Source organism: Pedobacter aquatilis (assembly GCF_030409415.1).
GTDB lineage: Bacteria > Bacteroidota > Bacteroidia > Sphingobacteriales > Sphingobacteriaceae > Pedobacter > Pedobacter aquatilis.
Window position 1 is genome coordinate 127,879 of sequence record NZ_JAUFPW010000033.1, and the last position, 24,810, is coordinate 152,688.

Here is a 24,810-nt window from a genome sequence, read left to right on the forward strand (position 1 = left end):
AATTACCCCTCTTGTAAAACCCAAACAAAAAACTAACTTTACGTTAAAGGAACGTTCTTTATAAAGCTGAAAAGTAGCTGCCAGCGAATCCGGCGGACTGTAAAAAAGTTGCATAAGGGTGTTAGATTACGGTGCAAGGTTTTACGACCCCATTATTGGCAGGTGGAATGTGGTAGACCCGTTGGCGGAAAAGTACTATGGAATTACGCCTTTCGCATACTCGTTGAACCTTCCCTCCTCATTAATAGATCCAGATGGAAGAGACGTCGATATTAATAATCTCACGGATGATGAGCATAAACGGGCACTGCTAGAGTTTTTGAAAACAAAAAATGGGTTGGCTTTTGTTTCAAGTTATCTTAAAAAAGGTCAATCTCTGAATATTACAGTTGGAAAGAAAACTCATGTATTTATTGTAAAAAAAGATGGTGAGTTTGCGAATGATTTGTTAGCATTAGGCTCTGAGAAGGATTTAGGCACAGGAAATGGAGTCACAGTATTGGGTCGAACAACCACAAATAAACCCGACGGAAACGAATTGAATGAAGATGGATTTGGTGGAAAAGACGATAGATATGACGTGAGAGGAAAAGTCGTAGAACAAATTTGGCTTAAAAAAGGGCAGGGACTGGAAAGCACTATTTCTACACTAGGACATGAATCTTTTGTTCACGCTTTTCCAGATCAAAATAGACTTAGAGAATTAAGGCAGGAGTTGAATAAAGGAACGATCCAGCCAGGCACTAAAGAGTATGGACATAAATTAGAGGCAATAACAAATAGTGGACAAATTGATCACAAAAATTTGTCGAATGGGAAATCAGGCGCATTCTTGAATTTTAGTTTGCAAATGGATGTGATAAAAAATACAACAAAATTTATAAGATCATATAACCAAGATGTTAAAGAAAATAAATAGGTTAACAATGTCTTACATATATTTCTCTTTCATATGCATGTATGGATCTTTTTTTACATCATGTAGAAATGAATCCAAGTTTGAATATATAATTTCTAGAGAAGATAGTATCTATAAAACAAGCCATACTAGGCCTGATGGGGTTGTTTTGTTACCACCTAAAGTCGTGTTTGGAAGATACAACTTTATAGTTGACTCAACCAATAATGTTTACTTTTATTCATTTCAAGAACCTAAACAGATAAGTGGTTTTTTTGATGGGGAATTAAGCGAGTTCGCCTGTTTGCAGCCAAATTATCTATTTAAAATACCTAAGGGACTGGAATCAATTTTTTTTGAAGAAAATGTCGTTCTTCAAAAAACATCGGAGAAAATTAAAACTATAAATGTCGCTTCTGTCAACGATACAGTCAAACACGATTTTATTAAATTTTTGAGAGGCGTTCTGCATGATGACTCTTCCGGCTACTCTCTTAGAATTAGGCGAGTACTTCCAGAAGAAACTGAGGTTTTGAGATATAAACTTCAAGGAAAACATTATTCCCCAAATTACAAGAGGAAGGACTGTTTATATTAGGATGTAAACTGTTTGTGGCAACTGGATTCCTCGCTCTTTTATGGTCTGCAAGACATATCGAACTATGTGTAAGACATGATTTGTAATCCGTAAAGTAAAGTTTAAGAGATTAAAAACTGTTGGACTTTTTTATTATATTAAAATTTTTTATTTTTTTTAATAAAAGAATCAAGAACAACGAGTTCAGTACGCAATTGAAATATCAAGATTTAAAGAAAGATAATCTTTTTATTTTATTGTTTTTTAGCATACTGGTTTGCTTTTTAATTTCTTGCGAAAGGAATAAAGGAGACTCGAAACAAAAAATAAAAAAGGAGGATATTGCAGATGTGGAAATCCTTACGCGGGACAAGTTATGCTGATATCGGATAAAGTATAATAATGATGATTCTGGCGTTGTCCAAAAAGGTGAGGTTGACAATTTCTAAGATGATAAGTATTTTTTTACTAAAGTAATAATAAACATCAGCAATTTAAAATGAATTACGTCAAGAAAACGGAATTGGAAGGCGGATCTCTTATGGCCGAGGATGGACAGACTATCAAAAGCAAAGGAATGGATATGGTAAGAACTAAAATTGCTAAATATTTATTGTTGTTTAGCTATTTGATGCTCTCTTTGGGTTGTATAAATACTACGGAGAAAAAACCCTTACCCGATTATGTTAAAATCATTTCGAGGTCAAATGGACTATGTTCCTATTTAATTAAATTGGATACAAAGGGCAAAGGAAGCATCGTTCGAGCGGAAGTCAATAACTTTAACGAACAAACATTTTTTGTTACAAAAAAAATTGACAGTTTTTCATTCCAGTTAAAAGCTAAAAACGATATCGTGCAGTTAAAGAAACAGGTGGAAAACATTAAAATTGAGGGGAAGTATATAAGTGGCGAAAACTATGATGGAAATCATACACAGCTCTTTGTCGCGGATAAGCTATTTATTGACACATATGGGAGAGGGACTGATTCTTATCAAATTATAATTGAGTTAGTTGCAAAAAATATTCCCTATAAATTTGACTTTAATTGCAGATAAGATATCTGACGCGCTGTTCGGGATGTTAGCTTTTCAGCGCATCTCGAACTGATTATAGATAAGATTTTTAATCCATAATCTGACAGTTGTTAATCTGTCAGGTTTTTATTAAACTTAATTACAATGATTTTGCATTGCTGAAAAGCAACAAGAGTAATGGCTTCAGTCTGTATCCTACATGCCAACGCTAATTAAAAAAACTTCGAACTAAGCAAGATAAATTTAGTTCTGTAGAATGGAATTTGCCTTTGCCGAACTTATATCTTATCGTTTCAAAATTAAAATTTTATCGTTGAAACTTAGAGTATACGGACCATCAATAACATCAGTATTGTTTTTTTCAAATAAAATATTTTTCGTCATGCAAAAATGCTTGTTTGTCAAGCAAGAACGGCAGATCGTCAAAAACATTTCTTATCGGATTTTCAAAACATTAGCTTGAATCCTAATCTCCAATAAACCAGGGATCAAAAATTAATTTTATTATTTTTTTTTCGGATTTCTTGGTATCTGAGCGCTATGTGCCAAGAGAAGTTGTGTTTTTGAAAAATATAATTTTAATATAGAGATGCATGATATGAAAAAGTTCAAAATTCTCCCTTTGTTTCTCTTTGATTTCTTAAAGACAATCAATTAAAGTGAATCTAATCTACGATAAGCAATCTGAACGTGTTACGCCTTGATGAAGTATCAGAATTTTAGTGTAGATAGTTGTAAGTATTTGCTAAAACCTAAATAAATACACCATGAGAAGAAAAATAATTTTATTATCCTTAAGCCTTTGCTACTTTGCTGGCCTTCAGGCGCAAACTAACGTCTTTCCTTCAACTGGTAATGTTGGGGTGGGTACTTTGACGCCTGAGAATATTGATGGCTGGGATAAGGTACTGGATGTATATGGCAATACACATGCCAAGTTATCGGTGCGCTCGTCGAATGTTTCAGGGGGGTTCTGGTCACATTTTCAGGGTTACTATGGAGCGCCAGCCGGAAGTATGGCCGGTACATTAACTAACCATCCGTTTAGTATTATAACAAGTGCCACGCCCAGGTTCACTGCTCAAACTAATGGAAACATAGGTATTGGAACAATCAATCCTTCAAGCCTACTCGAACTGTCGGCGAATAATGACCGGCTTGGTCTAACAATGTCCAGTAACGGTAATGAAAGCGCTTATGCTGATATGGTGTTTTCGGTTAAGGATAGGCTGTATGATTCTCCACAGCGTGTGCATTCTTGGATTGTAAGCCATAGAAAAGATGGCTATTTTTCCGGCAATCCAACAGGGCAATCCAGTCTTGAATTCTATTCCGTAATGAATAATGGTGCATACGCTGCGCCATTAAGCTTTAAATCTAATGGTGACTTGATATTAGCATCAACTAGGAATGCGATCGGTGGCAATGTAGGCATCGGGACAAATTTTCCTGATGCAAAGCTCGCTGTAAATGGTTTAATTCATGCAAGGGAGGTAAAAGTAGATTTACAGAACTGGCCGGATTACGTATTTGATGACAAATACCGCAAGAGCTCACTTGCAGAACTTGAGCACTATATCAAAACAAATAAGCATCTGCCTGGTATGCCAACTGCTTCCAAAGTGGAAAAGGAGGGTATTGAGCTAGGGGCTATGAACAAGCTTTTATTGGAGAAAGTAGAGGAACTAACCTTGCACCTGATTGAAAAAGACAAAGAATTAATCGAAGTAAAAGCAGCCCACGTTAACTCAAAATCAGAACAGGCGAAACTGCAGGAATTCATGGCTGATCTACTTAAGCGGGTTCAGATATTGGAAAAGAACAGATAAGTCCTTTATTCCTTTAAGTGTTAAACTCGACTTACAGTAGATTTACGGTTTTTTGTTCGTCATTCCAGAAGCAACGATCGTCAAGCAAAAACGATCGTTGGTCAAATAGATTTCTGCTTTTTAGGATAATTTTCAAGCTTTAAGGGTGAACAGTAGAGGGACATCGTTCGCTCGCTCAACTGCAATGATCTATCTATGAAGAAACACCTGAATAAAAAACTTGATGCCTATACGCTTACGGAAATTCTAATCGTACTGGTAATTATCGGGATTCTGGTTCTGCTCGCCCTGCCTAACCTGATGCCGCTCATTACAAAAGCTAAAACCACGGAAGCCAAATTGCAGCTGGAGCATTTAGCCAAACTTGAGCAAGGGTATTTTTATGAGCATTCCAAATACACAAATGATTTGGCTGAACTTGGTTTCATTCAGGAGAAACTTTCTTCTGATGGTAAAGATGGAAAGGCCAATTACAAAATAGAGGTTACTGGAGCGACCAATAATACATTTACCGCAAAGGCGACGGCAATAGCTGATTTTGATGGGGATGGGGTGTTTAATGTCTGGCAAATTGACCAGGATAAGAATTTAGAAGAAATAACACCGGATTAGATGTTTTGGATAGGGGGATTTGTGGTATCAGTTTTAGTGGCGATCGCCTGGCAGGACTTTAAGTTCAGGGCCGTGTATTGGTGGTTGTTTTTACTGCTTTTTTCAGGTTTGTGGACGATTAGCCTGCTGGAAGTAGGCTTCCCCTTAGCAGCAGAAAGAATGCTTTATAACTGTGCTTTTGTGCTTTTGCAGGTTTTTTTGCTAAGCCTTTATTTTGCAGTTAAAAACCGCAGATGGCTGAATATCTTCGATGGTTACTTCGGCCTTGGTGACTTATGTTTTCTGTTGGCGGTGAGCGTTTATTTCTCCTTGACTCATTATTTGTTTTTCTATGTGCTCAGTCTGCTATTCGTGGTACTTATCAGTGGAATAATCCGCCTGGCTTCCCCTGAGGTTAATCTCAAGATTCCTCTGGCCGGTTACCAGGCACTTTGCCTGATCTGCTTGTTAATCACCGGTTTCTTTTTTCCTGTTCAAGCCTGGCTTTTAAGTCTGGGGATATAATTATATATGGAATTTTCATCCGACATACTCCACCTGCTTCCTTCTGAACTTGCCATTCAGTACAGAGTGATTCCCTTTTCGACTAAAGGAAATACTCTCAAGCTTTACTGCGGAGAAGAAGCCTTGTCTGACCAGCTTGAGCAGGAGCTGGAAGTCATACTGGATAAAACGGTCAGCCTGGAGCGGTTGCCGGAATCGGAAATCAGCAGGTTGCTATCCATACACTATCTGGAAGGTTCAGCTAGCGGAAAGCAGGATGAGGGGATTTCTTCTATTTCTGCGGGTGAGGATTTCCTGAGTACCCTTATTGAAGAAGCCAGGCGTTTGAAAAGCAGTGATGTACATATTGAACGCTTCGAACAAAACGGCCGGGTACGTGTCCGGATTGATGGGATGATGATTGAACGTTACCGGGTGGAGAAAGACGATTATCCGGCGCTGGTGAATAAAATCAAAATCATGGCCAATCTGGATATCGCAGAAAAACGCCTGCCTCAGGATGGCAGGATTCAGTTCCGCTCTGCCTCACGACCTGCTTTTGATATTAGGGTGTCGGTTTTACCTACCCTGCACGGAGAAAAAGTAGTGCTACGTTTACTTAGCAACAGCAGTACCGACATTGATTTGAATACCCTTGGCTTATCCGAGGCCGATATGTTCAACTACATGCAGGGCGTGCAGCGGCCCAATGGCATTATACTCATCAGCGGTCCTACCGGCTCGGGGAAAACGACAACGCTGTATGCAACCCTGAAATTGTTGAATAAGTCAACCAGAAATATCCTGACCATCGAAGATCCCATTGAATATACGCTGGATGGCATCAACCAGGTACAGTTGAAAGAGAGTATAGGCCTTGGATTTGCCTCCGCATTACGCACTTTCCTTCGTCAGGACCCAGATGTGATTATGGTTGGAGAAATCAGGGATCCGGAAACCGCAAATATGGCCATCCGGGCCGCATTAACCGGTCATCTTGTACTATCGACCATTCACACAAATTCGGCCTGGGGAACTGTTTCAAGATTGATTGATATGGGTATTCCCGCATTTCTGGTCGCCAACACCCTGAATACGACCATTGCGCAGCGCTTGGTGCGGCTGCTCTGCCCGGATTGCAAACAGCAGTCGGCTTTCGAACCTTCAGCTTACCCAAGACAATTTTTGCCTCCATTTGAACTAACGACCCAGTATAAGCCCTTGGGTTGCCCAGCTTGCTATTATACCGGATACAAGGGACGAAAAGCGGTATATGAGGTGATTCCAATGGATGCAGATTTGGCCCTGCAAATCAAGCAGGGCAATATGGCTGTTGATGGCCTGCTCGCCGAGCGAAACATCAATACCCTTTCAGGTAACGCCTTTACACTCTTCGCCGAGGGTAAAACCTCGCTAGAAGAAATTTTTCCACTTTTATTAACCATCTGATGAATAGCAAAGTGATATATAATTTAATTTTCGTAATGTTTTTCAGTCTGCTACTTGGTTCGGCGAACCCTGCTTTTGCCCAGGATGGAACTACAGAAAGACTTAGACAGGTGGAAGAACGGCTGAGGAGCGTTTCGGTAATGGTACCGGGACTGAACCAAAAGGTCCAGATGGCTATGTCGGGCGCTACCGTGCAGGAGTTTTTGCGGGCACTGGCCCAGGCTAATAACCTGAATATTAATGTAGATCCGGCCCTTAATTTTAAAATGAGTAACAATTTCAGGAGTGAAACGGCAATGAATATCCTGCTTTTCATGGTCAGGGAATATGATCTTGACATCAATATTATCGGCTCTATAATGTCTGTATCCAAGGCTGCCTCGCCCAAGGTTGCTGTTTTAGCGAGGGATATCAGTGTGAAATATAATGCGGGCAATGATAACTTAAGTTTTGAACTAAATAATGACTCGCTTAGTGAGGTTGCCAGGAAAATTAGCCGGCTGTCTATGAAAAATGTTGTGGTTCCAATCAACCTCTCTTCAAAAAAAGTAACTGGATTTATTGCCGCGGCACCCTTTGAAACAGCGCTCGAAAAAATGGCCTATGCCAATGAACTTAAATTTGTCAAGACCAATGATAACATTTATCTCTTTCAACCTCTTGGAGAAGGGGAGGAACTTTACATCAGTGGGGATAAGGAAACCGCCGTTAAACGCGTGAATAAACCTGCAAACGCGTCTGGGTCGGGGGCTGGCACAGGTGCATTCCACCTTTCAGCCAAAAAAGATGCGCAGGGCAATAAGCTCATTTCCATTTATGCGCTGAATTCGCCAATACTGGATTTGGTTAAATCGGCCTCGGTGGAAGCCAATATCAATTATTTCATCTATTCAGATATTAAAGGCAATGTGACCACCCACCTGAATGGTATTAGTTACGATAATTTTCTGACCGCATTATTACAGGGAACCGAATACACCTACAAACGCGATGGCGGGGTTTATCTGATAGGGGACCGGAAACTGGAAGGGCTTCGTTCCAACCGGATTATACAACTGCAACACCGTTCGCTGGACACGATACAAATGATGATTCCAAATGAGTGGAAAAAGGGAGTGGAGATAAAAGAATTCAGGGAGCAGAATACCATCCTGCTTTCCGGCTCTGCCCCGCAGATAAATGAAATTGAAAACTACATCAAACAAATTGACAAGGTAGTGCCGATGGTGCTTATTGAAGTGACCCTCGTGGATATCAGAAAGGGTAAAGCCGTAAAAACCGGCATTACCGCGGGTGTTTCAGATAGCGTAAAAACCGGTGGTACGGTTTTGCCTGGTCTTGATTATACTTTTGGGGCCAATTCTATTAATAGCTTTCTTTCCAGACTGGGTAATAATAATTCGATAAATCTGGGCAGGGTAACACCAAATTTTTATGTTAAACTCAGTGCACTGGAGAATAACAGTAATGTTGAAATCCGTTCGGTGCCTAAGCTTTCGACCTTGAATGGGCATGCGGCAAATCTGAGCATCGGAAGTTCAAGATACTATAGCCAGAGTACCCAGAATATTGTGCCTTCTCTGAATGCCCAGACTGTGGTAACCCAGACCTTTACCGAGGTAAATGCGAATCTTGAAATCAATATTAGACCGGTGGTTTCCGGCGATGATCAGGTTACGCTGAATATTGGGGTTAATATTTCAGATTTTATAGGTACCCCGCCTTTAAATGCACCGCCACCGAAATCGACCAGTAAATTTAATTCGATAATACGTGCCAAAAATGAGGATATGATCGTACTTGGCGGACTTGAACGAACAGAAAGTACCGAGAGTGGCTCTGGCATTCCGCTGCTGTCCCGTATACCGGTGTTGAAGTGGTTATTCAGTAGCAGGGAAAAATCAAATAATAAGGTGGTGACGCTGGTTTTCATCAAACCTATAATTATGTATTAAACTGATGCTGGAACAACCATTAAATACTGTTATGGGCCTGGAACTGATTTTGCTTGGCGATAACCTTTACCGCTGTCATGCATGTCTGCTTTCTAAAAAGGGAAGTATCCTGGGAATTCAATCCAAAAGCATTATGGAAGGCACGCTGGTTCAGGTGTTGGAGAAAATCCCAAGGAATTATCCGATTGCTCTGAACCTGACAGGTAAAGGTATCCTTTTTAAGCATCTAACCGACAACGGGGACCGGGACGTGGCAGAAGTATTTTCTTCAGTATTTCCGGGAGTGCTGGCCACCGACTTTTATGTACAGCAATTTAGCTCTGGTAAACACAGCGTTTTAAGCATCATGCGTAGAACCGCTACCGATATTATCCTGCAAACATTTAGACAATCGGGGATAAAGGTGTTAGCGCTGACCTTTGGTGCATCGGTGACTTCCTGCATCTGGAGCTTACTTGAACTGGATGGTATGTATCTTTCTTTTCAGGGGCATCAGTTTAAGCTGGACGGCGGCATGCAACTGCTGGAGTATAACCACCGTTCAATAATCCAGTCCGAGCAAATTCAAAACATTGCAGGGCAGGAACTGGCTGATAAGTACTTAATTGCATATGCTGCTGCATTTCAGCTGCTGCTTTATAAACAAATGAATATGCTATGGGCAGAGGTGCCGGAAGTTAAGGTTGCTTTTGAAAATTTCCTGCAGGACTCAATTTTAAAGAAAAGGGCATTAGTATTTATGGGTATATTGTTTTTAAGCTTAATAACGAGTTTTTTGGTCTTTAGTCATTATAACAGTGAGAATTCCAGGCTCTCGGGCGTGGCGGGAACGCTGGCGGCTTCTGAAAATCAGCTGGATTTATTCAAGCAAGATATTGCCGAGCAAGAAGCCCTGTTAAAAAAGGTCAGTTGGAATGGAGGTTATCCACCTGGTTTTGTATTGAAGGAAATCAGCAGTACCTGTCCAAGACAATTGAGTTTACTTAAGATCTCGATGAATCCGCTTTCAAAAGAGCCTACGGATGAAAGACCGGTTATACTCTTGTCTGGGCTCAGCGGAAACCTGACTGCTGTAAATAACTGGATTTTTTTATTAAAAGAAAGGAAATGGGTGAAGCTTGTTAAATTACAGGGCTACAGTGCGGATCCCGAATCGGGTAACTATAGGTTTAATTTAAAAATAGGCTATTAAAGATGTGGGCAAAACTTGATTTTAAGCGGAAGCGGGCGGCACTTTATCTACTGATGGCTTTTATGGCGTATATGGCTTGGGCATTCTCTTTTAAAAATGCCATTTCGGCTATGCTGCTCAACAGGGAACTGTCGGGAAAGGAAAGTAAAGGGAGGCAACAGGATTCCGCTAGCCCATTTGTTTTGAGAAAACATGAATTTTATTTAGGTGTAGTTAAAAGCTATAAAGTTAAGCAGGCTGATGTTGAAGGTCACATCTGGCAGGTGCTTTCTGGAATTGCCGTTCATCATGCCGCAGAGATCAGTTTAGAGCCAGCCTTGGAAGTTGTAGCAGATACGGTGCAACAGGTAAATGCTTATGATTTTGTGTTTAAAGGCAACTATGCGCAGCTTGTAAAAGTATTGGATTCTACAAATGCGAGCCCGGGTATTGGCAGGCTTTCAGCTATCGAGCTTTCGAGATCCCCGCTCGCAGATGAACCTTCTGATCAATTGCGCCTTAAACTCCGTCTGTCTGTTGTTAAATAGCGGTCCGTTCGGTTTGTTGCAATTGCTGTTTTTTTCGTCACGTAAAAACAAGCGTTCATTGGTTCATACCCACCGTTTGTCAAGTAGATTTTATTTAATTCTTTTATCCTGATACTTTACAACTGAAATAGGTATTGGTTGATACGCTCAACGCTTCAATCAAAATCGGCAGATTCAATTCAGTTATCATGAGAAAAATAATTAAAATCCTGTTTGTATTAGCGGTCAGCCTACCGTTTTTGACAGAAATTTCCTTTAGTCAGAATTTTATTCCTATGTCAGATACCCGGGCGATTTCGACATTTCCGAATTCGTATAATCAGCGGTTCGAGGGGCATTTTAAGGTATCTAGCGCCATTGGTTTACCATGGGGAGATAATCCATATTATGGGGTTTTGGGTTTCAGGGGGTGGATTGATGACACCGGGGGTAAAGGACATGAGCTGGCTTTTTCAAATCATGGAAAAATATATTGGAGGTCTGGTTATGACGCTAGCGGATGGGAAAGCTGGAAGCAGATTATGGTTAGCGATGGAAGTGGTAATCTAATCGTGAATGGAGACCTATATTCGAAAGCATCCTCAAACGAGGGTGGCTCAATCTCATTAGTTAATTCTCTTAAAACCGGACAGGCTCAGGCAAATCGATGGACAATTTATAACATGACTGGAAACTATGGGAACAGTCTTCAGTTTTGCGCATATGATCTTGCAGGATGTGGTGATATAAATGGACTTTGTAGTAGCAGGTTTACCATTATGGATAGCGGGAATGTCGGAATTGGCACTACAACTCCAGCTGAGAAACTTTCTGTTAATGGGAAAATACGTGCACATGAGGTAAAGGTTGAGGTAAGTAATTGGCCGGATTATGTGTTTGATGAGGGGCACAAAATCGAAACACTGGAAAAGTTGGAAAGTTATATCAAAGTAAATAAACATCTACCCGAAATGCCTTCCGCAGAGCATATTGAGCGTGAGGGTTTAACGGTTGGGGTGATGATTAAGCTTCAGCAAAAAAAAATTGAGGAGCTCACGCTGTATTTAATAGAAAAAGATAAGGCGCTTAATAAATCCGAAAAGAAAACTGCTGAGCTTGAATCAGAAGTGAAGATTATTACTAAAAGACTTTTGCAAATCGAACAAAAACTTAATAAATAGCGATGAAAAGTAGACTTTTACTCTTAATAGCATTGTTGCCGGTGCTCTGTTTTGCACAAACCCAAACTCGGGAGAATGCGGGGCTCCAGGGTAATTCAGGAGCCACCTCTGGTTTTTTTGAAACCTCTAATCCGGTCAACTATCCGTTCGGGGCAAATGGCTGGTGGCATTTATTGGATATAAGACACACCAACACCAGTAATAATTATGCAATGCAGTTCGCCGGTAGCTTTTTCGATCAGAACTTATATTTTCGCAAGACGCTGAATAACCCCTCCACGCCTTGGAGCAAAGTATTGCTTATGGAAAATCAGCAGGTAAACATAGATGCTATGGCTATCATAGGCAATAGTGCCGGAAACAATTACAATGAAAATCTTCGTTTGCCAAATTCACTTGCCGGATATTCTTGCATTGCACTCGGTGCGGTATCTGGTGGTTCGGGAACTGGTCCTGGACAATGGTCACTCGTCAAATACCCGGAGTCATTAGGGTCAAAATTTGCAATTTCTCATTACGGCGATGAACATCTAAGTATTTTAACGAATGGAAATATCGGTACTGGCACCCAAAATCCCCTCTATAAGTTAAATGTTTCTCAGGATCTTACAATGAACAATGACATTGATATAGCCCAATTTGGAATCTCCGGTCATTCAGATAATGCGAAGAGACTGGTTTTAGGCTACGATGTGAATGGGGCAGGTTTTGGATACATTAAAGCGGGTTGGTATGCGCACAAATGGACTAACCTGGCTTTACAACCAAATGGCGGAAATGTTGGAATTGGCACTACAACTCCAGCAGAGAGACTTTCTGTCAATGGTAAAATGAGAGCGCATGAAGTAAAGGTTGAAGTAAGTAATTGGCCGGATTATGTGTTTGATGAAAATTATAGGATTGAAGCGTTGGAAAAGTTGGAAAGCTATATCAAAGTAAATAAACATTTGCCGGATATGCCTTCTGCGGAAAGCATTGAACGTGATGGTTTGGCTGTTGGAGACATGATCAAGCTCCAGCAGAAAAAAATTGAGGAACTTACGCTACATGTCATAGAGCAAAATAAACAAATTCAAGAATTGAGATCAATGATAACGACCAGAAAAATAAGAAAATCTGATCTATAACTGATCATTTTCATTTGTGCATGAGAAAAGTTAGACCCGTGCGTTCGTTTTCTTGGACAAGTGCCATAGGCTATACAATCTTCAAGTACTTTTTCCAAACTCTAATTTATGATTATTAAAATGTTGACAAAAAGCAAATTATTAATAGTAGCTGGAATGTTGTTTTTAATGTTCTGGTCTGTTTCTGCGGTGGCGCAGAACTATCCTAATATCTTAAACTATGCTTTAAACGGAACCCCTGTGCATGGAGTGAAGATTAAAACGAATATTCCGTTCATTCCAGGAAACCAGATGCCGACCATTCAGTTGTCAGGATACAGCTATGGTGCTGCTCAGGTGTTTGATGTTAAACTGGTGTATTATATTTACTCGAATCCAGTTGACTTCTTTAATCCGGTGAACTATCATTTTTATGCAGTAAAAGCATCTTCAGCAGGTGGGCTTACGCCGGGGATTTATCTTTCTCATGAAAACGGGAAAGTCATCATTTATATCGATAGTAAAATATATTATCAAAGATTCACTGTAAGTGCTTTTGCGGAAGGTATGGGTGAAAATGCTACTTGGTTCCAGGGTTGGACAACGGCCGATGAACCCAATTCCGGTTCGCACATGATTGAAGTTGGTTATGAAAATACATTTGCTGGGAAAGTGAATCTTCCAGGTTCTGGCATCTGGAACCAATATGGAAATGTAGGCATTGGCACAACTAACCCCACTGAAAAACTTTCGGTTAATGGGAAAATCCGTGCTCAGGAAATTAAAATTGAAGTAAATAACTGGCCTGATTTTGTATTTGAACAGGACTACAAGTTATTGAAATTAACCGAGCTTGATAAGTTTATAAAGATTAACAAACATCTGCCGGATATTCCTCCCGCTAGAACTATCGGTAAGGATGGCCTGGCTATAGGTGAAATGAATAAGATTTTACTCCAAAAAGTGGAAGAGCTAACCATACACCTAATTGAAAAAGACAAACTAATCTCAACTTTGATAAAAAGGATGGACATTGTTGAGAAATCCATTAAAAAAAACAAAAATAAATCTAAGCATGAATAAATATAGTTTTACTGTTGTTTTTTTTCTCTTTGGGAAGAGCCTACTTGCGCAAGTTAATCATTTCCCATCTTCAGGTAATGTAGGTGTCGGTATCGCCCAGCCTTTGAAAAAGTTTGAGGTATTTACGCCAGTAAACGAGGTAGTAAGCCTAGGGGGCGAAATCGGATTGGGCCAGTTTAGCGGAATACATTTCGGTTATCTTGAACCACAAAATACCTCTTACAGGAAAGCTGCACTTATTTTTCAAAGGACAGATGAAGCAGCAAGGGGAAAAATACATTTTTTGAATAATACTGATTATACACCTGCATCCGCCGGTCTGGGTGATGCCCGTCTGACGATTAATCATGATGGAAAGATAGGAGTAAATAATACAAATCCTGCCGCTGAACTGGATGTAAATGGGGAAATAAAGTGGTCAGGGTTTAATGCTGGCAATAGTAGAGCTGTGAAAATTGGTTATAGCGGTGGAAATTATGGTGGCGTAGGGTATAATATTGATTTCAGCTCCTCTACCGGTATATTCTCTCGCCCGCTCAATGATCGCAGCTCTTACCTCGAATTTACATTTGGAGGTTTTAACTTTTATGGTACTCAGGACGCATCACAATCTTCTAATGTCAATCTGGGCGGAAATGGGCGGAATTTGAATCTGTTTGCCACGATTATTGCAAATGGAAATATGGGTTTAGGGATTGCGCTGCCTCAGGAAAAGCTTTCGGTTAATGGTAACATAAGGGCTAAAGAGGTGAAGGTAGAAGCAAGCAACTGGCCGGATTATGTTTTTGGAGAGGATTATAAGATTTTGGAACTGACAATGTTAGAACAATACATTAAGACTTATAAGCATTTGCCAGGTATGCCTACGGCTAAAGAGTCAGCAGCATCAGGTGTTGAACTTGGTGAGATGGTTAAGCTATTGCTTAAAAACCAGGAAGAAATGACCCTGCGGCTAATTGAACAGTATAAGCAAATTCAGGAATTGAAATTGCAGCTGAAGACTTCTGACTCCTCAAAGGCCATTAAATAATTAAAATAAGAAAGTCAATATGAAGCGTAAATTAATTTATTTCTTAGGTATAGCTATGGCCTTCGGCTCAGAAAGCTTTGGTCAAAATAAAATCGAATCCACAGGCAATGTGGGTATTGGTACTTCGGAGCCTTTGAATGCGCTCGACGTCAGGGGGGGTAATATATTGGTAAAAAATTTAGATAATATCACGAATGAATCGGCGGTCATGATTGACCATTCCTTAAAATTCAGTCCCTACCAAAATTTTGGAACCTCTCTTCGAACTTTTACTGAAAATGCAGGGAATAATACATATGCCTTACAGTTTTTTACCCAAAATTCTTATCAGACAGGACAGACCGAAAAACTTCGAATAAAAGGCAATGGGGATGTTGGTATCGGCACAACAAATCCACGTGGTCTCTTTGATGTAGCGACCCCTCTGGACGGATATAAACTAGGCGCTATACTAGGCAGGTTAAATGAAGGTAATCATCAAGGGGAAGGCACCTTTTTAGGTGTCCGCGGCTATACAACAAGTCTGAGTATGGGTTCCAAAAGTTTTGCTTTGGAACATGGTTTTTACGGGATTGTGAATAGTTCTATAAATTTTTTCAGGGGACAATCAGCCGATGGCGGGGAAATTTCATTTAACACAGATAAAAATATCGAGCGCGTAAGAATTAATAAGGACGGAAATATGGGGATTGGAACCTCCAACCCACAGGAAAAACTTTCTGTCAATGGCAATGTACGTGCAAGGGAAGTTAAAATAGAAGCCAATAATTGGCCCGATTATGTTTTTGAAGACAACTACCAGGTTTCTAATCTGAAGGAACTTGAAAGGTTCGTCAAAACCAATAAACATTTGCCAGATATACCGGCTGCCAAGGTTATAGAAAAATCAGGTGTAGAGATTGGTGACTTTATTAAGCGGTTATTAAAAAGCCATGAAGAGCTGACTTTGCATGTAATCAAGCAAAATAAAAGAATTGAGCAACTGGAGTCGCTGGTAAAGCGCAACAAGTGAGTGTATTAGCAAAACTTTTTTGTGTAATGATTTCATAACATTCAAGGCATTAATAATTGCCCCATATCTAAACATCTTATTTTAAATCTCCTCATCATGAAAAAAATACTCGTTAGTTTTTTGCTATCTATTTATTGCACCCTTGTCTTTTCACAATCAAATACTTTTTCCTCGCTCCAGGTGAATACCTCAAATCAAGCGGGGCAAATCAGAATTGGAGGTGGAAATGATGTTGGGTCAGGAAGGATTTTTATAAATGCAGACTTGCTCACTAATACTAGTTATATAGATGTATTCGGAGATAACGTTTATAAATCATTGCGAATTGATGCTGCTCCGTTGATTTTGAATCAAACAAGTGGTGGCAATGTGGGAATCGGATTCGCTAATCCACAGGAAAAACTATCTGTAAAGGGCAATATCCGCTGGGGTGAAGATACAGATTTTATGTATAGTGGCCAGGATCACCTCGGTGCATTCTTCGAGCAAGTAAGTCCCAATATCGGTCAAAATCAAATTCGGATACAATCTTCCAAAAATGGAGATCAAAGTAATTACGCGCAGTTATTTATTGATGGTAATAATGGTTTTTCTTTTCAGACCAGAGGCAATGCCAATGGCAATGTAGGCATTGGAATATCTAACCCAAGTGAAAAGCTGGCAGTCAATGGAAATATACGTGCAAGGGAAGTTAAGGTTGAAACAAGCAACTGGCCGGATTATGTTTTTGAGCCGGACTATAAAAAACTGACACTAGAAGAACTAGAGCGGTATATTACCATTCATAAGCATTTACCTGAAATGCCACTTGCAAAGGAAGCAGAAAAGTATGGGGTAGCGTTAGGTGAGATGATCAAACGTTTACTGAAAAATCAGGAGGAGTTATTCTTACACCTTATTGAAAAAGCTAAAACCATCAAAAAACTTGAAGAGCGAATTGCGGAAGTTGAGCGGAAATAATTTTAAGTCTCCTGTATAAATACACTAAAACCCACCATTATGCTAACTAAAATAAAATTACGCATTTTATTCTTTATCCTTTTTTCATTTTGGATCAACTTCTTAAATGCTCAGGTGACAAATCTTGCACCGGGAGATTACAAAAATGTTAATGTATCCAGTTACAATAATCACTGGAGCGATTACACCAGAAATCTGCTCTTACTACATGAATGTTTTGATGGATCTATCATCACTGGAAACTTCGCCATTGGAACCATCACCGCTCTTCGCGGTAGTACTGCAAGTTGGAACCGGTTAAACATCGCTCAAATAAATACATCCTCTGCCTATAATGGCATTTATGGTAATGTTATCTCCGCTTATAATTCCGCAGGTTCCTGGAAATTGAAGACCTGCCGATTTCAGGGAAAGAAGTACTTGGCATTAGAAGTACCCTATGATCACTCGCTGTTTGACCATGGCTTAAAATTCACGGGTTGGTTAAGTTCCTCAGCACAATCGATGCTGAGTGTGGCTTACGAGGTTAGCGGGCAGCCTGTTAATCAAGACGTGCTCAGCGAGATTGCAGATTTCATTCCTAATGTTTCTGAGTACCATGATGTGGCTACGTTTTCCATTAAAGGTAATGTTGGTATAGGCACTGAATCACCCATGGAAAAGCTTTCTGTTAATGGAAAAATTCGTGCGCATGAGATTAAAGTAGAGCTTCAAAATTGGCCTGATTATGTGTTTCAATTGGATTATAAACCAAAAAGCTTGGAAGAGTTACATCGCTACATTAAAGCGAATAAACATTTACCCGAAATCCCTTCAGCAGAGGAGGTCGCAATCAACGGTGTTGATCTTGGTGAAATGAATAAATTGCTGCTTAAAAAGATAGAAGAGCTCACGCTTCATCTTATTGAAAAGGACCGGCAGCTGCTTCGAGAACAGGAACTGAACCAGAATCAAAACAGAAGGATTCATGCAATAGAGCGGGCATTGAAAAAGGCTAAACTATGAGATTTTTAATTTGAGATGTATAAGTTGAAGGATTATATTTCAAGGTATCTATCGCTGAAAATCAGTTAAGCTTTATTTTTCGTCACGCAAAAACCACTGGTTATCTGTCTATACCATTCGTTTGTCAAATAGATTTTTTCGTTTCCTTCTCTAAGTATAATTTAATCCTGTAGGAAAACAGATCTCTTCGCATTACTCATGAGCAATCTTCCTGCACTTTAATTTATAATGTGATGAAAAGATTGGTTTTATTTTTTTTATTGACTTATAGCCTAAACGGATTTGGCCAAAGCGGCTCAACTTTTCTGGTTCATGGCGATGTGGATAAGTTTTATCCGGTAGTGTTTCAGGATGCAAACTGGATTAACAACCGTGCAACTGAAATTGAAATAGGTCGCTCGGATGTGCATATGGATGAAAACTGGAGGGGCAGCCTGATGGCAAGATTCCGTTTTCACGCAACCCGTTGGGGAAATGCCGCTAGTTTTGTTGATGCTGATGTTATTCAGCGGTATAACAAGTATAGCGTTCAGGATGTTCCGTTTGTTGCCGGCTACCGGGATGCAACCGGGTCCAATGCTACATTTGATTTCATTATCTGGTTAAGGGGTGCAACGACTTACCACTATTTTTCCAACAGCCAGCAGTCACCAGTGGTTTATGATGGCAATCAACATGCTTTGCCTTTTCAGGAGGTAAACGGACCTGTACATTCATTCAAGACTGCTGTAGATCCATATTTAAATAATTTTGGTAAAAGCAGTACAGCAAGTATTTATGCTGAAGGTAATGGTCTTAATTATATGAATGGCGATCTCGGACTGGGAACAAGGGATACAAAAGGATTCAAGCTTGTTGTTAACGGAAAAATCAGGACGCAGGAAGTAAGGGTAGAAGCTGATAACTGGCCTGATTACGTGTTCGACCCCGAATACAAAATAACCCCGCTACAGAGGATAAAGACCTTTATCATTAAAAACAAACACTTACCGGAAATACCATCGGCCTCGGACATCAGGCAGAATGGGCTGGAACTGGGTGAAATGAATAAACTCCTATTGAAGAAGATAGAGGAATTAACCCTTCATCTGATTGAAAAGGATGAACAAGTTCAGGCACTCCATCACGCCATTTTGAAATTGCCTGAGCTTGAAAGGCAAATCAAAGAACTAACTAAAAATATAAACATTCCAAAACCTTAGTATGAAAAACGCTGGAACCATCATTTTCTCGCTTTTGCTGTTGTTTTGCTCTGAAATTTCTAAATCACAGAACTTGCTGGATATGCAAGGCTGGGTACCGGGCAATGGTAGTACGGGCATGTTTAACCAAAACGGTTCTACTCCTGAAAACACCAGGGAGTGGGGAGATGGACCAAATGGTAAAAGGGGCATCCTCTGGAAGGCATCGCCTGTCGGTGATGCCCATGATGATGGGGGCTGGAATACGAATACCTTTCCCATAAATAACCAGCTGATGTATCGTTTTAGCGTATGGTTAAAAAAGACGAATTCGAACTCAGGAAACAGCTATTTAGGTTGTCAGGCTGTACTTCAGTTAGATAATACGCCAGATAATAATCCTTATTTTTTTGTGGGCAAACTGCCTGCGCTGGATAAATGGTATTTGGTTGTTGGATATATCCACGGTAGCGGAGATGCATCAACTGTGCATTACGGAGGAGTTTATGATGGCCAGACCGGTCAGAAGGTTCAGTCCTTAATCGATTTTAAGTTTGGTCCTAACGATGCAGTCGGTCAGCAACGTGCATATCTTTTTTATGATCCAAACATAAATGACAGGCAATATTTCTATGCGCCCAGAGTAGAGGCGGTGAACGGAAATGAGCCTTCGATAGCGAGTTTGCTCGGAATTCAAGGCATCGCTGTAGAACAAGGTTACTTTGCCGGCAAGGTAGGTATCAAGACGATGAACCCCGGAGATTATGATTTGGCGGTGAACGGAAAAATCCGAACACAGGAAGTTAAGGTTGAAGCAAGCAACTGGCCTGATTATGTATTCAAAGAAGGCTATAACCCTATGCCACTTCAGGCAATCGAGGATTATATTAAACTTCACCATCACTTGCCCGAGATGCCGGATGCCATTAATATCGAAAAAGAGGGCGTGGAGCTTGGTCAGCTGAATAAGCTACTGCTCAAAAAAATAGAAGAAATCACCCTTCACCTTATTGAAATTAAAAAGGAAAATAAAACCCTTGCTGAGAAGCTATACCAATTTGAACATAAATCTAAAAGAGGAAGAAAATGAAAATAATTTTGCTTAGCGTGTTAGGGATACTTACCGCTTTTGCCGCCTCGGCGCAGAATCAGGAAATAGACGGCAATTTATCCATCGGCCTGGATGGCGGGCAAATTGCCGGACGGGGGAAGACAATTTATTTTGGAGGGCTGCAGTCTAATACAGACCTGCTCTGTATATATCGTTTTAACAGGGCCATGAACCTGAGTGATTTGAGGGTAAATATCGGCGATGACTTCGGTAGTGGAGATGACAGGTTCGTTATTGGAACAGAATATTGGGCTGATGGGATTTTTCATCCCTATTTCATCGTTGGTGCAGATGGCAAGGTTGGTATAGGAACAGAATCCATAGGTGCTGAACACTTAGCTGTAAATGGTGCTATACGCGCCAAAGAAGTTAAAGTGGAAACATCGAACTGGCCTGATTATGTGTTTTCAAGAGACTACAGGCTACCATCACTTTCCGAAGTTTCGGCATTTATTAAAGAAAATGGTCACCTCCCCGGCATGCCCTCAGCAGCTATTCTTGAAAAGGATGGGGTGCAGCTGGGCGAAATTATTAAATCGCAGCAAAAGCAAATCGAAGAGGTTACCCTTCATCTGATTGAAAAAGACAAAGTGCTTTCCTCAGTCTTATCAAGATTAGAGGTATTAGAACAAAATAAACAAAAATAAAATGAAAAAACTTTTTTTTCTATTGGTTTTTATGGGTCTGTTATCTCTAAGCAGGATTGCCCAGGCACAGGTGGTGAGTGATAATGGCAGCTACTTAAGCGTGCTTAAAATTCCGTCGCTGGACAATGCTCCTTTATATTTTTATGTGAATACGAACATTCCTGCCACCGATACCCCAGCACCAGAGATACAAATTACGGGTTACATGTATGCTTCGTCAAACAAGTCTTTAAAACTAACCTTATCCTGGTATCACTATGCCGGCCAATTTTATTGGTCGCAGTTTCACAGTGATTTAGGCTATCATAAGCCATCCAGAATAAGGCTGGGTACCTATGCTAAAAATGGAACCAATTATATACGCATAGAAATAGCAAATGATGGTATGTATTGGTCTAATTATACTTTTTCGGCTACAGACCGGGCAGATCTAAGAAGTTATTATCTTAACTGGACCTACCAGCAAGGAGAAATGCCCACAGGAACCTCGCAGATAACACAGGTTCCATTAGAGGACAATATAGTTATTCAAGGGAATGTAGGCATAGGAACGGGTAACCTGAGTGAAAAACTCTCTGTAAACGGTAAGATCCGTGCAAAGGAAATTAAAGTCGAAGCGAGCAACTGGCCGGATTATGTCTTTGAAGATGATTATAAGCAGGCTTCCCTTTCGGAATTGGAAAGTTATGTGTTAAAATATAAGCATCTTCCTGATATTCCATCAGCCAAGGAAGTGGAAAAAAATGGAGTGGAATTGGGCGCACTCAATAAGAGTTTGCTTATGAAAATAGAAGAACTTACCCTGCATTTAATCGATAAGGACAAAATCATCCGAAAAGCAGAGACTGAAATACAGTCGTCCAAACAGCGCATATCTGTGCTGGAAAAAGATATGATAAGCCTGAAGCAGGCAATTACAAACATTAAACTTAAGAAATAGTGATTATCAAACGAATATTGTTAGCGGGCCTATTATTAACTGCACTTTGTGCTGGCGCACAGACTTATGTTCTGCCGACAACCAGTCACGCAGTTTTGGGCGCCTCAGAAGTGGAAAATAGCGAAGGTTGGCGAACTGTATTTCAGGTTAATGGCGCTGATAATGCAAAAACCTTACTGAGCACAAACAGTATCATTAGCGGACAGTGGGTCCATAATAATGGATATTATGGTGCACCTGGGGGGGCGATAACCGGAACTTTTACCGATCACCCTTTTTCGCTGATGACTGGGCATATTTCGCGTATGACCATTGGAACTAACGGTAATATAGGTGTCGGGACAACTACCCCGGAACAAAAGCTGAGTGTTCATGGCAATATATTTTCAAGTGTTCATTCCGCAGAAGGTGGTGCATTAATTCTGGAAAACTCTACAAAGACTGCTTTAAATACAGCTTACAGGTGGGCTTTGTACAATATGACAGGGGCATATGGAAATGGGCTGCAGTTTTGGAACTATGGACAAGATGGAAGTTATGGTTCAAAGTTTACCATTTCAGACACTGGAAATGTGGGCGTTGGGACAGCGACGCCAACTGAAAAACTTTCAGTAAGTGGTAATATTTTCTCCAGTGTTCACTCAGCGGAAGGAGCAGGTTTAATCCTAGAAAATTCGACCAAGACTATGGGAAACACAGCTTACAGATGGGCCTTTTATAATATGACAGGAACATACGGCAACGGGCTACAGTTTTGGAACTACAGTTTAGATGGTAATAGCTATGGGCCAAGGCTGACGATTTCAGACACTGGAAATGTGGGTATTGGAACTACAACGCCTCTCGAAAAACTTTCTGTAAATGGTAAGATGAGGGTACATGAGGTTAAAGTTGAAACCAGCAATTGGCCGGATTATGTATTTAATGAAGATTACAGAAAAGATTCACTGAGTGATATTGAAAAGTTCATTCGCCAGAATAAACACCTTCCTGATATACCGTCTGCAAAGGAGGCAGAGGAAAATGGTATTGCATTAGGGGAGATGAATAAACTTCTGCTTAAGAAGATTGAAGAACTTACCCTGCACCTGATAGAAAAAGATAAACAGATAAAGTCTGGTGATTTAAGGATGTCTGAAATGGAGAAGAAGATTCAAATTATAATGAAAGGAATCCAGGGTAGAATTAAAATCAATTAAGAATATTATGAAAAGAACGTATTGGTTATTCTTCATGTTCTGCGCCTTTGGGGCCAAGAGTCAGACCTCTCTGAGAGATAATGCCGGGTTGAAAGGTAGGGAGGGCGCAATATCAGGATTCTTCGAAACCTGGAATCCGGTTAATTATCCAAGTGGTGCAAACTCTTATTGGCATCTTTTGGATGTAAGGCATTCAAATCTTGACAACAATTATGCTATGCAATTCTCTGGAAGTTTTTTTGATCAAAATCTATACTTCAGGAAAACGAATGATAATCCGGCTAGAAATTGGTCAAGGATTCTTACTGAAGCAGATGGAAAAGTTGGGATTGGCATGACCACTCCAGCTGCGAGCCTGGATATTTTTAGAAAAATCAGCACTGATTCCCAGATAGCCCTTAAAATTTTTTACCAAGGTTCTTGGGGCGTACCCCAGTATGCAACAGACTTCCGTTTCATCGATATCGCGAGTACCGAGGAAGGTAAAGTACTTCAGGTAGGTCCTTACGGAATGGGCCTCGGATATGAGCCTCCTGTTTTTCACAGTCCTGATAGGTTATATATTAATGGCAATGTCGGTATTGGTACCACAAGCCCCAAAGAAAAACTCTCTGTTAATGGTAAGATACGTGCACACGAAATAAAAGTGGATGCATCTGATTGGCCAGACTATGTGTTTGATGAAAGTTACAAAAAGGAATCTCTTACCGATATTGAAAATTTTATTCTGCGACACAAACATCTTCCAGGAATGCCGTCTGCCAGAGTTGTAGCGGAAAGCGGGGTAGGTTTAGGAGAGATGAATGAGTTGTTGCTAAAAAAAATTGAAGAGCTCACGCTCCATCTAATTGAGAAGGAAAAAGCAATTAACAGCCAGGGAATAGTCCTTAAATCAGAACTAGATAAGCGTGCCGCCCAGGAAGAGCGGATTAAGAAGCTCGAAGAACTAATATTGGAAATAAATAGCAAGAAATGAGAAGATTTATAATATTGACCGTGCTTATGTTGACTTTACTTTCGAATATCAACGCTCAAAATTGGAATAGAACGGCATTCATCGCCGGAGATGGCGTAACTGAAATAGGAAAATATATTGATTTTCATGATACAGATAATGGTCTGGAAGATTATTCTATTCGATTAATGTCGCAAGGCAATAGCCTACGGACTAATGGCACCCTTCATGCTGTTGGGATTGGCGTCAATACCGGCAACATATCAGACGCTAAAATGCACATTTTTGGAAATTCTCCCAGTACTACAAACTTTATCCTTTCGGCGAATTATGAGAATTCTTATCGGTGGAAGTTCAAAACCATCGACCGTGGTTCGGCAATAGATTTAGATATTGTTGGTACTAATTCCGGTGATTCGGAAGAGGCCGTATTGAAGCTTTCGCCATCCTTTTCTGGCAGGCCTGAACTTAGTTTTATGAATGACTGGCTTATTATCAATAACGGAGATATTGGTATCGGGACCAGCACGCCGAAGGAAAAGTTATCTGTAAATGGAAAAATCCGGGCGCATGAGGTTAAAGTGGAAACTTCGAACTGGCCGGATTATGTGTTTGAGGAGGGTTATAAGGTAGGAACGCTGGAAGCATTGGAAAGTTATATCAAGGTAAATAAACATTTGCCTGAAATTCCATCTGCTAATGAAGTGGAAAAAAATGGGATAGCACTGGGTGAGATGAATAAGCAATTGCTAAAAAAGATTGAGGAAATGAGCTTGCTAATGATTGACATGAATAAAAAAATGCTGAACCTGGAAAAGGAAGTTCAACAAATAAAGCTTAAAAAAGATTAATTGTTTAAG

The 24,810-nt window shown here is 40.2% G+C and carries 24 protein-coding genes; all 24 read left to right on the plus strand.

What is annotated here, in order from left to right; translation table 11 throughout:
- Nucleotides 1-118: 118 nt before the first annotated feature.
- The 24 genes from QWY86_RS15520 to QWY86_RS15635 all read left to right on the plus strand — a co-directional run bounded on the left by QWY86_RS15520 (nt 119) and on the right by QWY86_RS15635 (nt 24,801).
- Nucleotides 119-919 carry an RHS repeat domain-containing protein gene (locus QWY86_RS15520; RefSeq protein WP_290243316.1) on the plus strand — a complete coding sequence of 267 codons (801 nt, stop codon included), beginning with the start codon at nt 119-121 and terminating at the stop codon, nt 917-919.
- A complete protein-coding gene (locus QWY86_RS15525; protein ID WP_290243317.1) occupies nt 900-1,496 on the plus strand; it encodes a hypothetical protein in 597 nt (198 codons plus the stop codon). Before QWY86_RS15520 ends, QWY86_RS15525 begins: the two co-directional genes overlap by 20 nt.
- 562 nt (nt 1,497-2,058) lie before the next feature.
- Complete coding sequence (locus QWY86_RS15530; RefSeq protein ID WP_290243318.1) at nt 2,059-2,535, plus strand: hypothetical protein; 477 nt, start codon at nt 2,059-2,061, stop codon at nt 2,533-2,535.
- A gap of 746 nt (nt 2,536-3,281) precedes the next feature.
- Nucleotides 3,282-4,343: a hypothetical protein gene (locus tag QWY86_RS15535; RefSeq protein ID WP_290243319.1), complete on the plus strand. Its 1,062-nt coding sequence runs from the start codon at nt 3,282-3,284 to the stop codon at nt 4,341-4,343.
- Nucleotides 4,344-4,538: 195 nt separating this feature from the next.
- Nucleotides 4,539-4,955 (plus strand): type IV pilin protein, encoded by a 417-nt coding sequence (locus QWY86_RS15540; RefSeq protein ID WP_290243320.1) that lies wholly within the window; start codon nt 4,539-4,541, stop codon nt 4,953-4,955.
- Entirely contained in the window at nt 4,956-5,459 is a 504-nt protein-coding gene (locus QWY86_RS15545; RefSeq protein WP_290243322.1) for a hypothetical protein, read from the plus strand.
- Nucleotides 5,460-5,465: 6 nt separating this feature from the next.
- A complete protein-coding gene (locus QWY86_RS15550) occupies nt 5,466-6,887 on the plus strand; it encodes a GspE/PulE family protein (RefSeq protein WP_290243324.1) in 1,422 nt (473 codons plus the stop codon).
- The gene (locus QWY86_RS15555) at nt 6,887-8,842 is read left to right on the plus strand and encodes a type II secretion system protein GspD (RefSeq protein ID WP_290243326.1); all 1,956 of its coding nucleotides are present in this window, start codon (nt 6,887-6,889) and stop codon (nt 8,840-8,842) included. Before QWY86_RS15550 ends, QWY86_RS15555 begins: the two co-directional genes overlap by 1 nt.
- A gap of 4 nt (nt 8,843-8,846) precedes the next feature.
- Nucleotides 8,847-10,034: a hypothetical protein gene (locus tag QWY86_RS15560; protein WP_290243328.1), complete on the plus strand. Its 1,188-nt coding sequence runs from the start codon at nt 8,847-8,849 to the stop codon at nt 10,032-10,034.
- 2 nt (nt 10,035-10,036) lie between these two features.
- Nucleotides 10,037-10,561 (plus strand): hypothetical protein, encoded by a 525-nt coding sequence (locus QWY86_RS15565; RefSeq protein ID WP_290243330.1) that lies wholly within the window; start codon nt 10,037-10,039, stop codon nt 10,559-10,561.
- A 188-nt stretch (nt 10,562-10,749) separates the two neighbouring features.
- On the plus strand, nt 10,750-11,721 hold the full coding sequence (locus QWY86_RS15570; RefSeq protein WP_290243331.1) for a hypothetical protein: 972 nt from the start codon (nt 10,750-10,752) through the stop codon (nt 11,719-11,721).
- Nucleotides 11,722-11,723: 2 nt separating this feature from the next.
- On the plus strand, nt 11,724-12,848 hold the full coding sequence (locus tag QWY86_RS15575) for a hypothetical protein (RefSeq protein WP_290243332.1): 1,125 nt from the start codon (nt 11,724-11,726) through the stop codon (nt 12,846-12,848).
- 108 nt (nt 12,849-12,956) lie between these two features.
- Nucleotides 12,957-13,910, plus strand: a complete 954-nt coding sequence (locus tag QWY86_RS15580) for a hypothetical protein (RefSeq protein ID WP_290243333.1) — start codon at nt 12,957-12,959, stop codon at nt 13,908-13,910.
- Nucleotides 13,903-14,940, plus strand: a complete 1,038-nt coding sequence (locus QWY86_RS15585) for a hypothetical protein (RefSeq protein WP_290243335.1) — start codon at nt 13,903-13,905, stop codon at nt 14,938-14,940. The genes QWY86_RS15580 and QWY86_RS15585 overlap by 8 nt, the downstream gene beginning before the upstream one ends.
- Before the next feature lie 19 nt (nt 14,941-14,959).
- The gene (locus QWY86_RS15590; protein ID WP_290243337.1) at nt 14,960-15,952 is read left to right on the plus strand and encodes a hypothetical protein; all 993 of its coding nucleotides are present in this window, start codon (nt 14,960-14,962) and stop codon (nt 15,950-15,952) included.
- Nucleotides 15,953-16,048: 96 nt separating this feature from the next.
- Nucleotides 16,049-16,912, plus strand: a complete 864-nt coding sequence (locus QWY86_RS15595) for a hypothetical protein (RefSeq protein WP_290243338.1) — start codon at nt 16,049-16,051, stop codon at nt 16,910-16,912.
- A gap of 39 nt (nt 16,913-16,951) precedes the next feature.
- A complete protein-coding gene (locus tag QWY86_RS15600) occupies nt 16,952-17,917 on the plus strand; it encodes a hypothetical protein (RefSeq protein ID WP_290243340.1) in 966 nt (321 codons plus the stop codon).
- A gap of 233 nt (nt 17,918-18,150) precedes the next feature.
- Nucleotides 18,151-19,119 (plus strand): hypothetical protein, encoded by a 969-nt coding sequence (locus QWY86_RS15605; protein ID WP_290243342.1) that lies wholly within the window; start codon nt 18,151-18,153, stop codon nt 19,117-19,119.
- A gap of 82 nt (nt 19,120-19,201) precedes the next feature.
- Entirely contained in the window at nt 19,202-20,188 is a 987-nt protein-coding gene (locus QWY86_RS15610) for a hypothetical protein (RefSeq protein ID WP_290243344.1), read from the plus strand.
- A complete protein-coding gene (locus QWY86_RS15615; RefSeq protein WP_290243346.1) occupies nt 20,185-20,856 on the plus strand; it encodes a hypothetical protein in 672 nt (223 codons plus the stop codon). The genes QWY86_RS15610 and QWY86_RS15615 overlap by 4 nt, the downstream gene beginning before the upstream one ends.
- Nucleotide 20,857: 1 nt before the next feature.
- The gene (locus QWY86_RS15620) at nt 20,858-21,796 is read left to right on the plus strand and encodes a hypothetical protein (RefSeq protein WP_290243348.1); all 939 of its coding nucleotides are present in this window, start codon (nt 20,858-20,860) and stop codon (nt 21,794-21,796) included.
- Nucleotides 21,796-22,995, plus strand: coding sequence for a hypothetical protein (locus QWY86_RS15625; protein WP_290243349.1), 1,200 nt, complete (start codon nt 21,796-21,798; stop codon nt 22,993-22,995). Before QWY86_RS15620 ends, QWY86_RS15625 begins: the two co-directional genes overlap by 1 nt.
- A 7-nt stretch (nt 22,996-23,002) precedes the next feature.
- Nucleotides 23,003-23,971: a hypothetical protein gene (locus tag QWY86_RS15630; protein ID WP_290243351.1), complete on the plus strand. Its 969-nt coding sequence runs from the start codon at nt 23,003-23,005 to the stop codon at nt 23,969-23,971.
- Nucleotides 23,968-24,801, plus strand: coding sequence for a hypothetical protein (locus QWY86_RS15635; protein WP_290243353.1), 834 nt, complete (start codon nt 23,968-23,970; stop codon nt 24,799-24,801). Before QWY86_RS15630 ends, QWY86_RS15635 begins: the two co-directional genes overlap by 4 nt.
- Nucleotides 24,802-24,810: the final 9 nt, after the last annotated feature.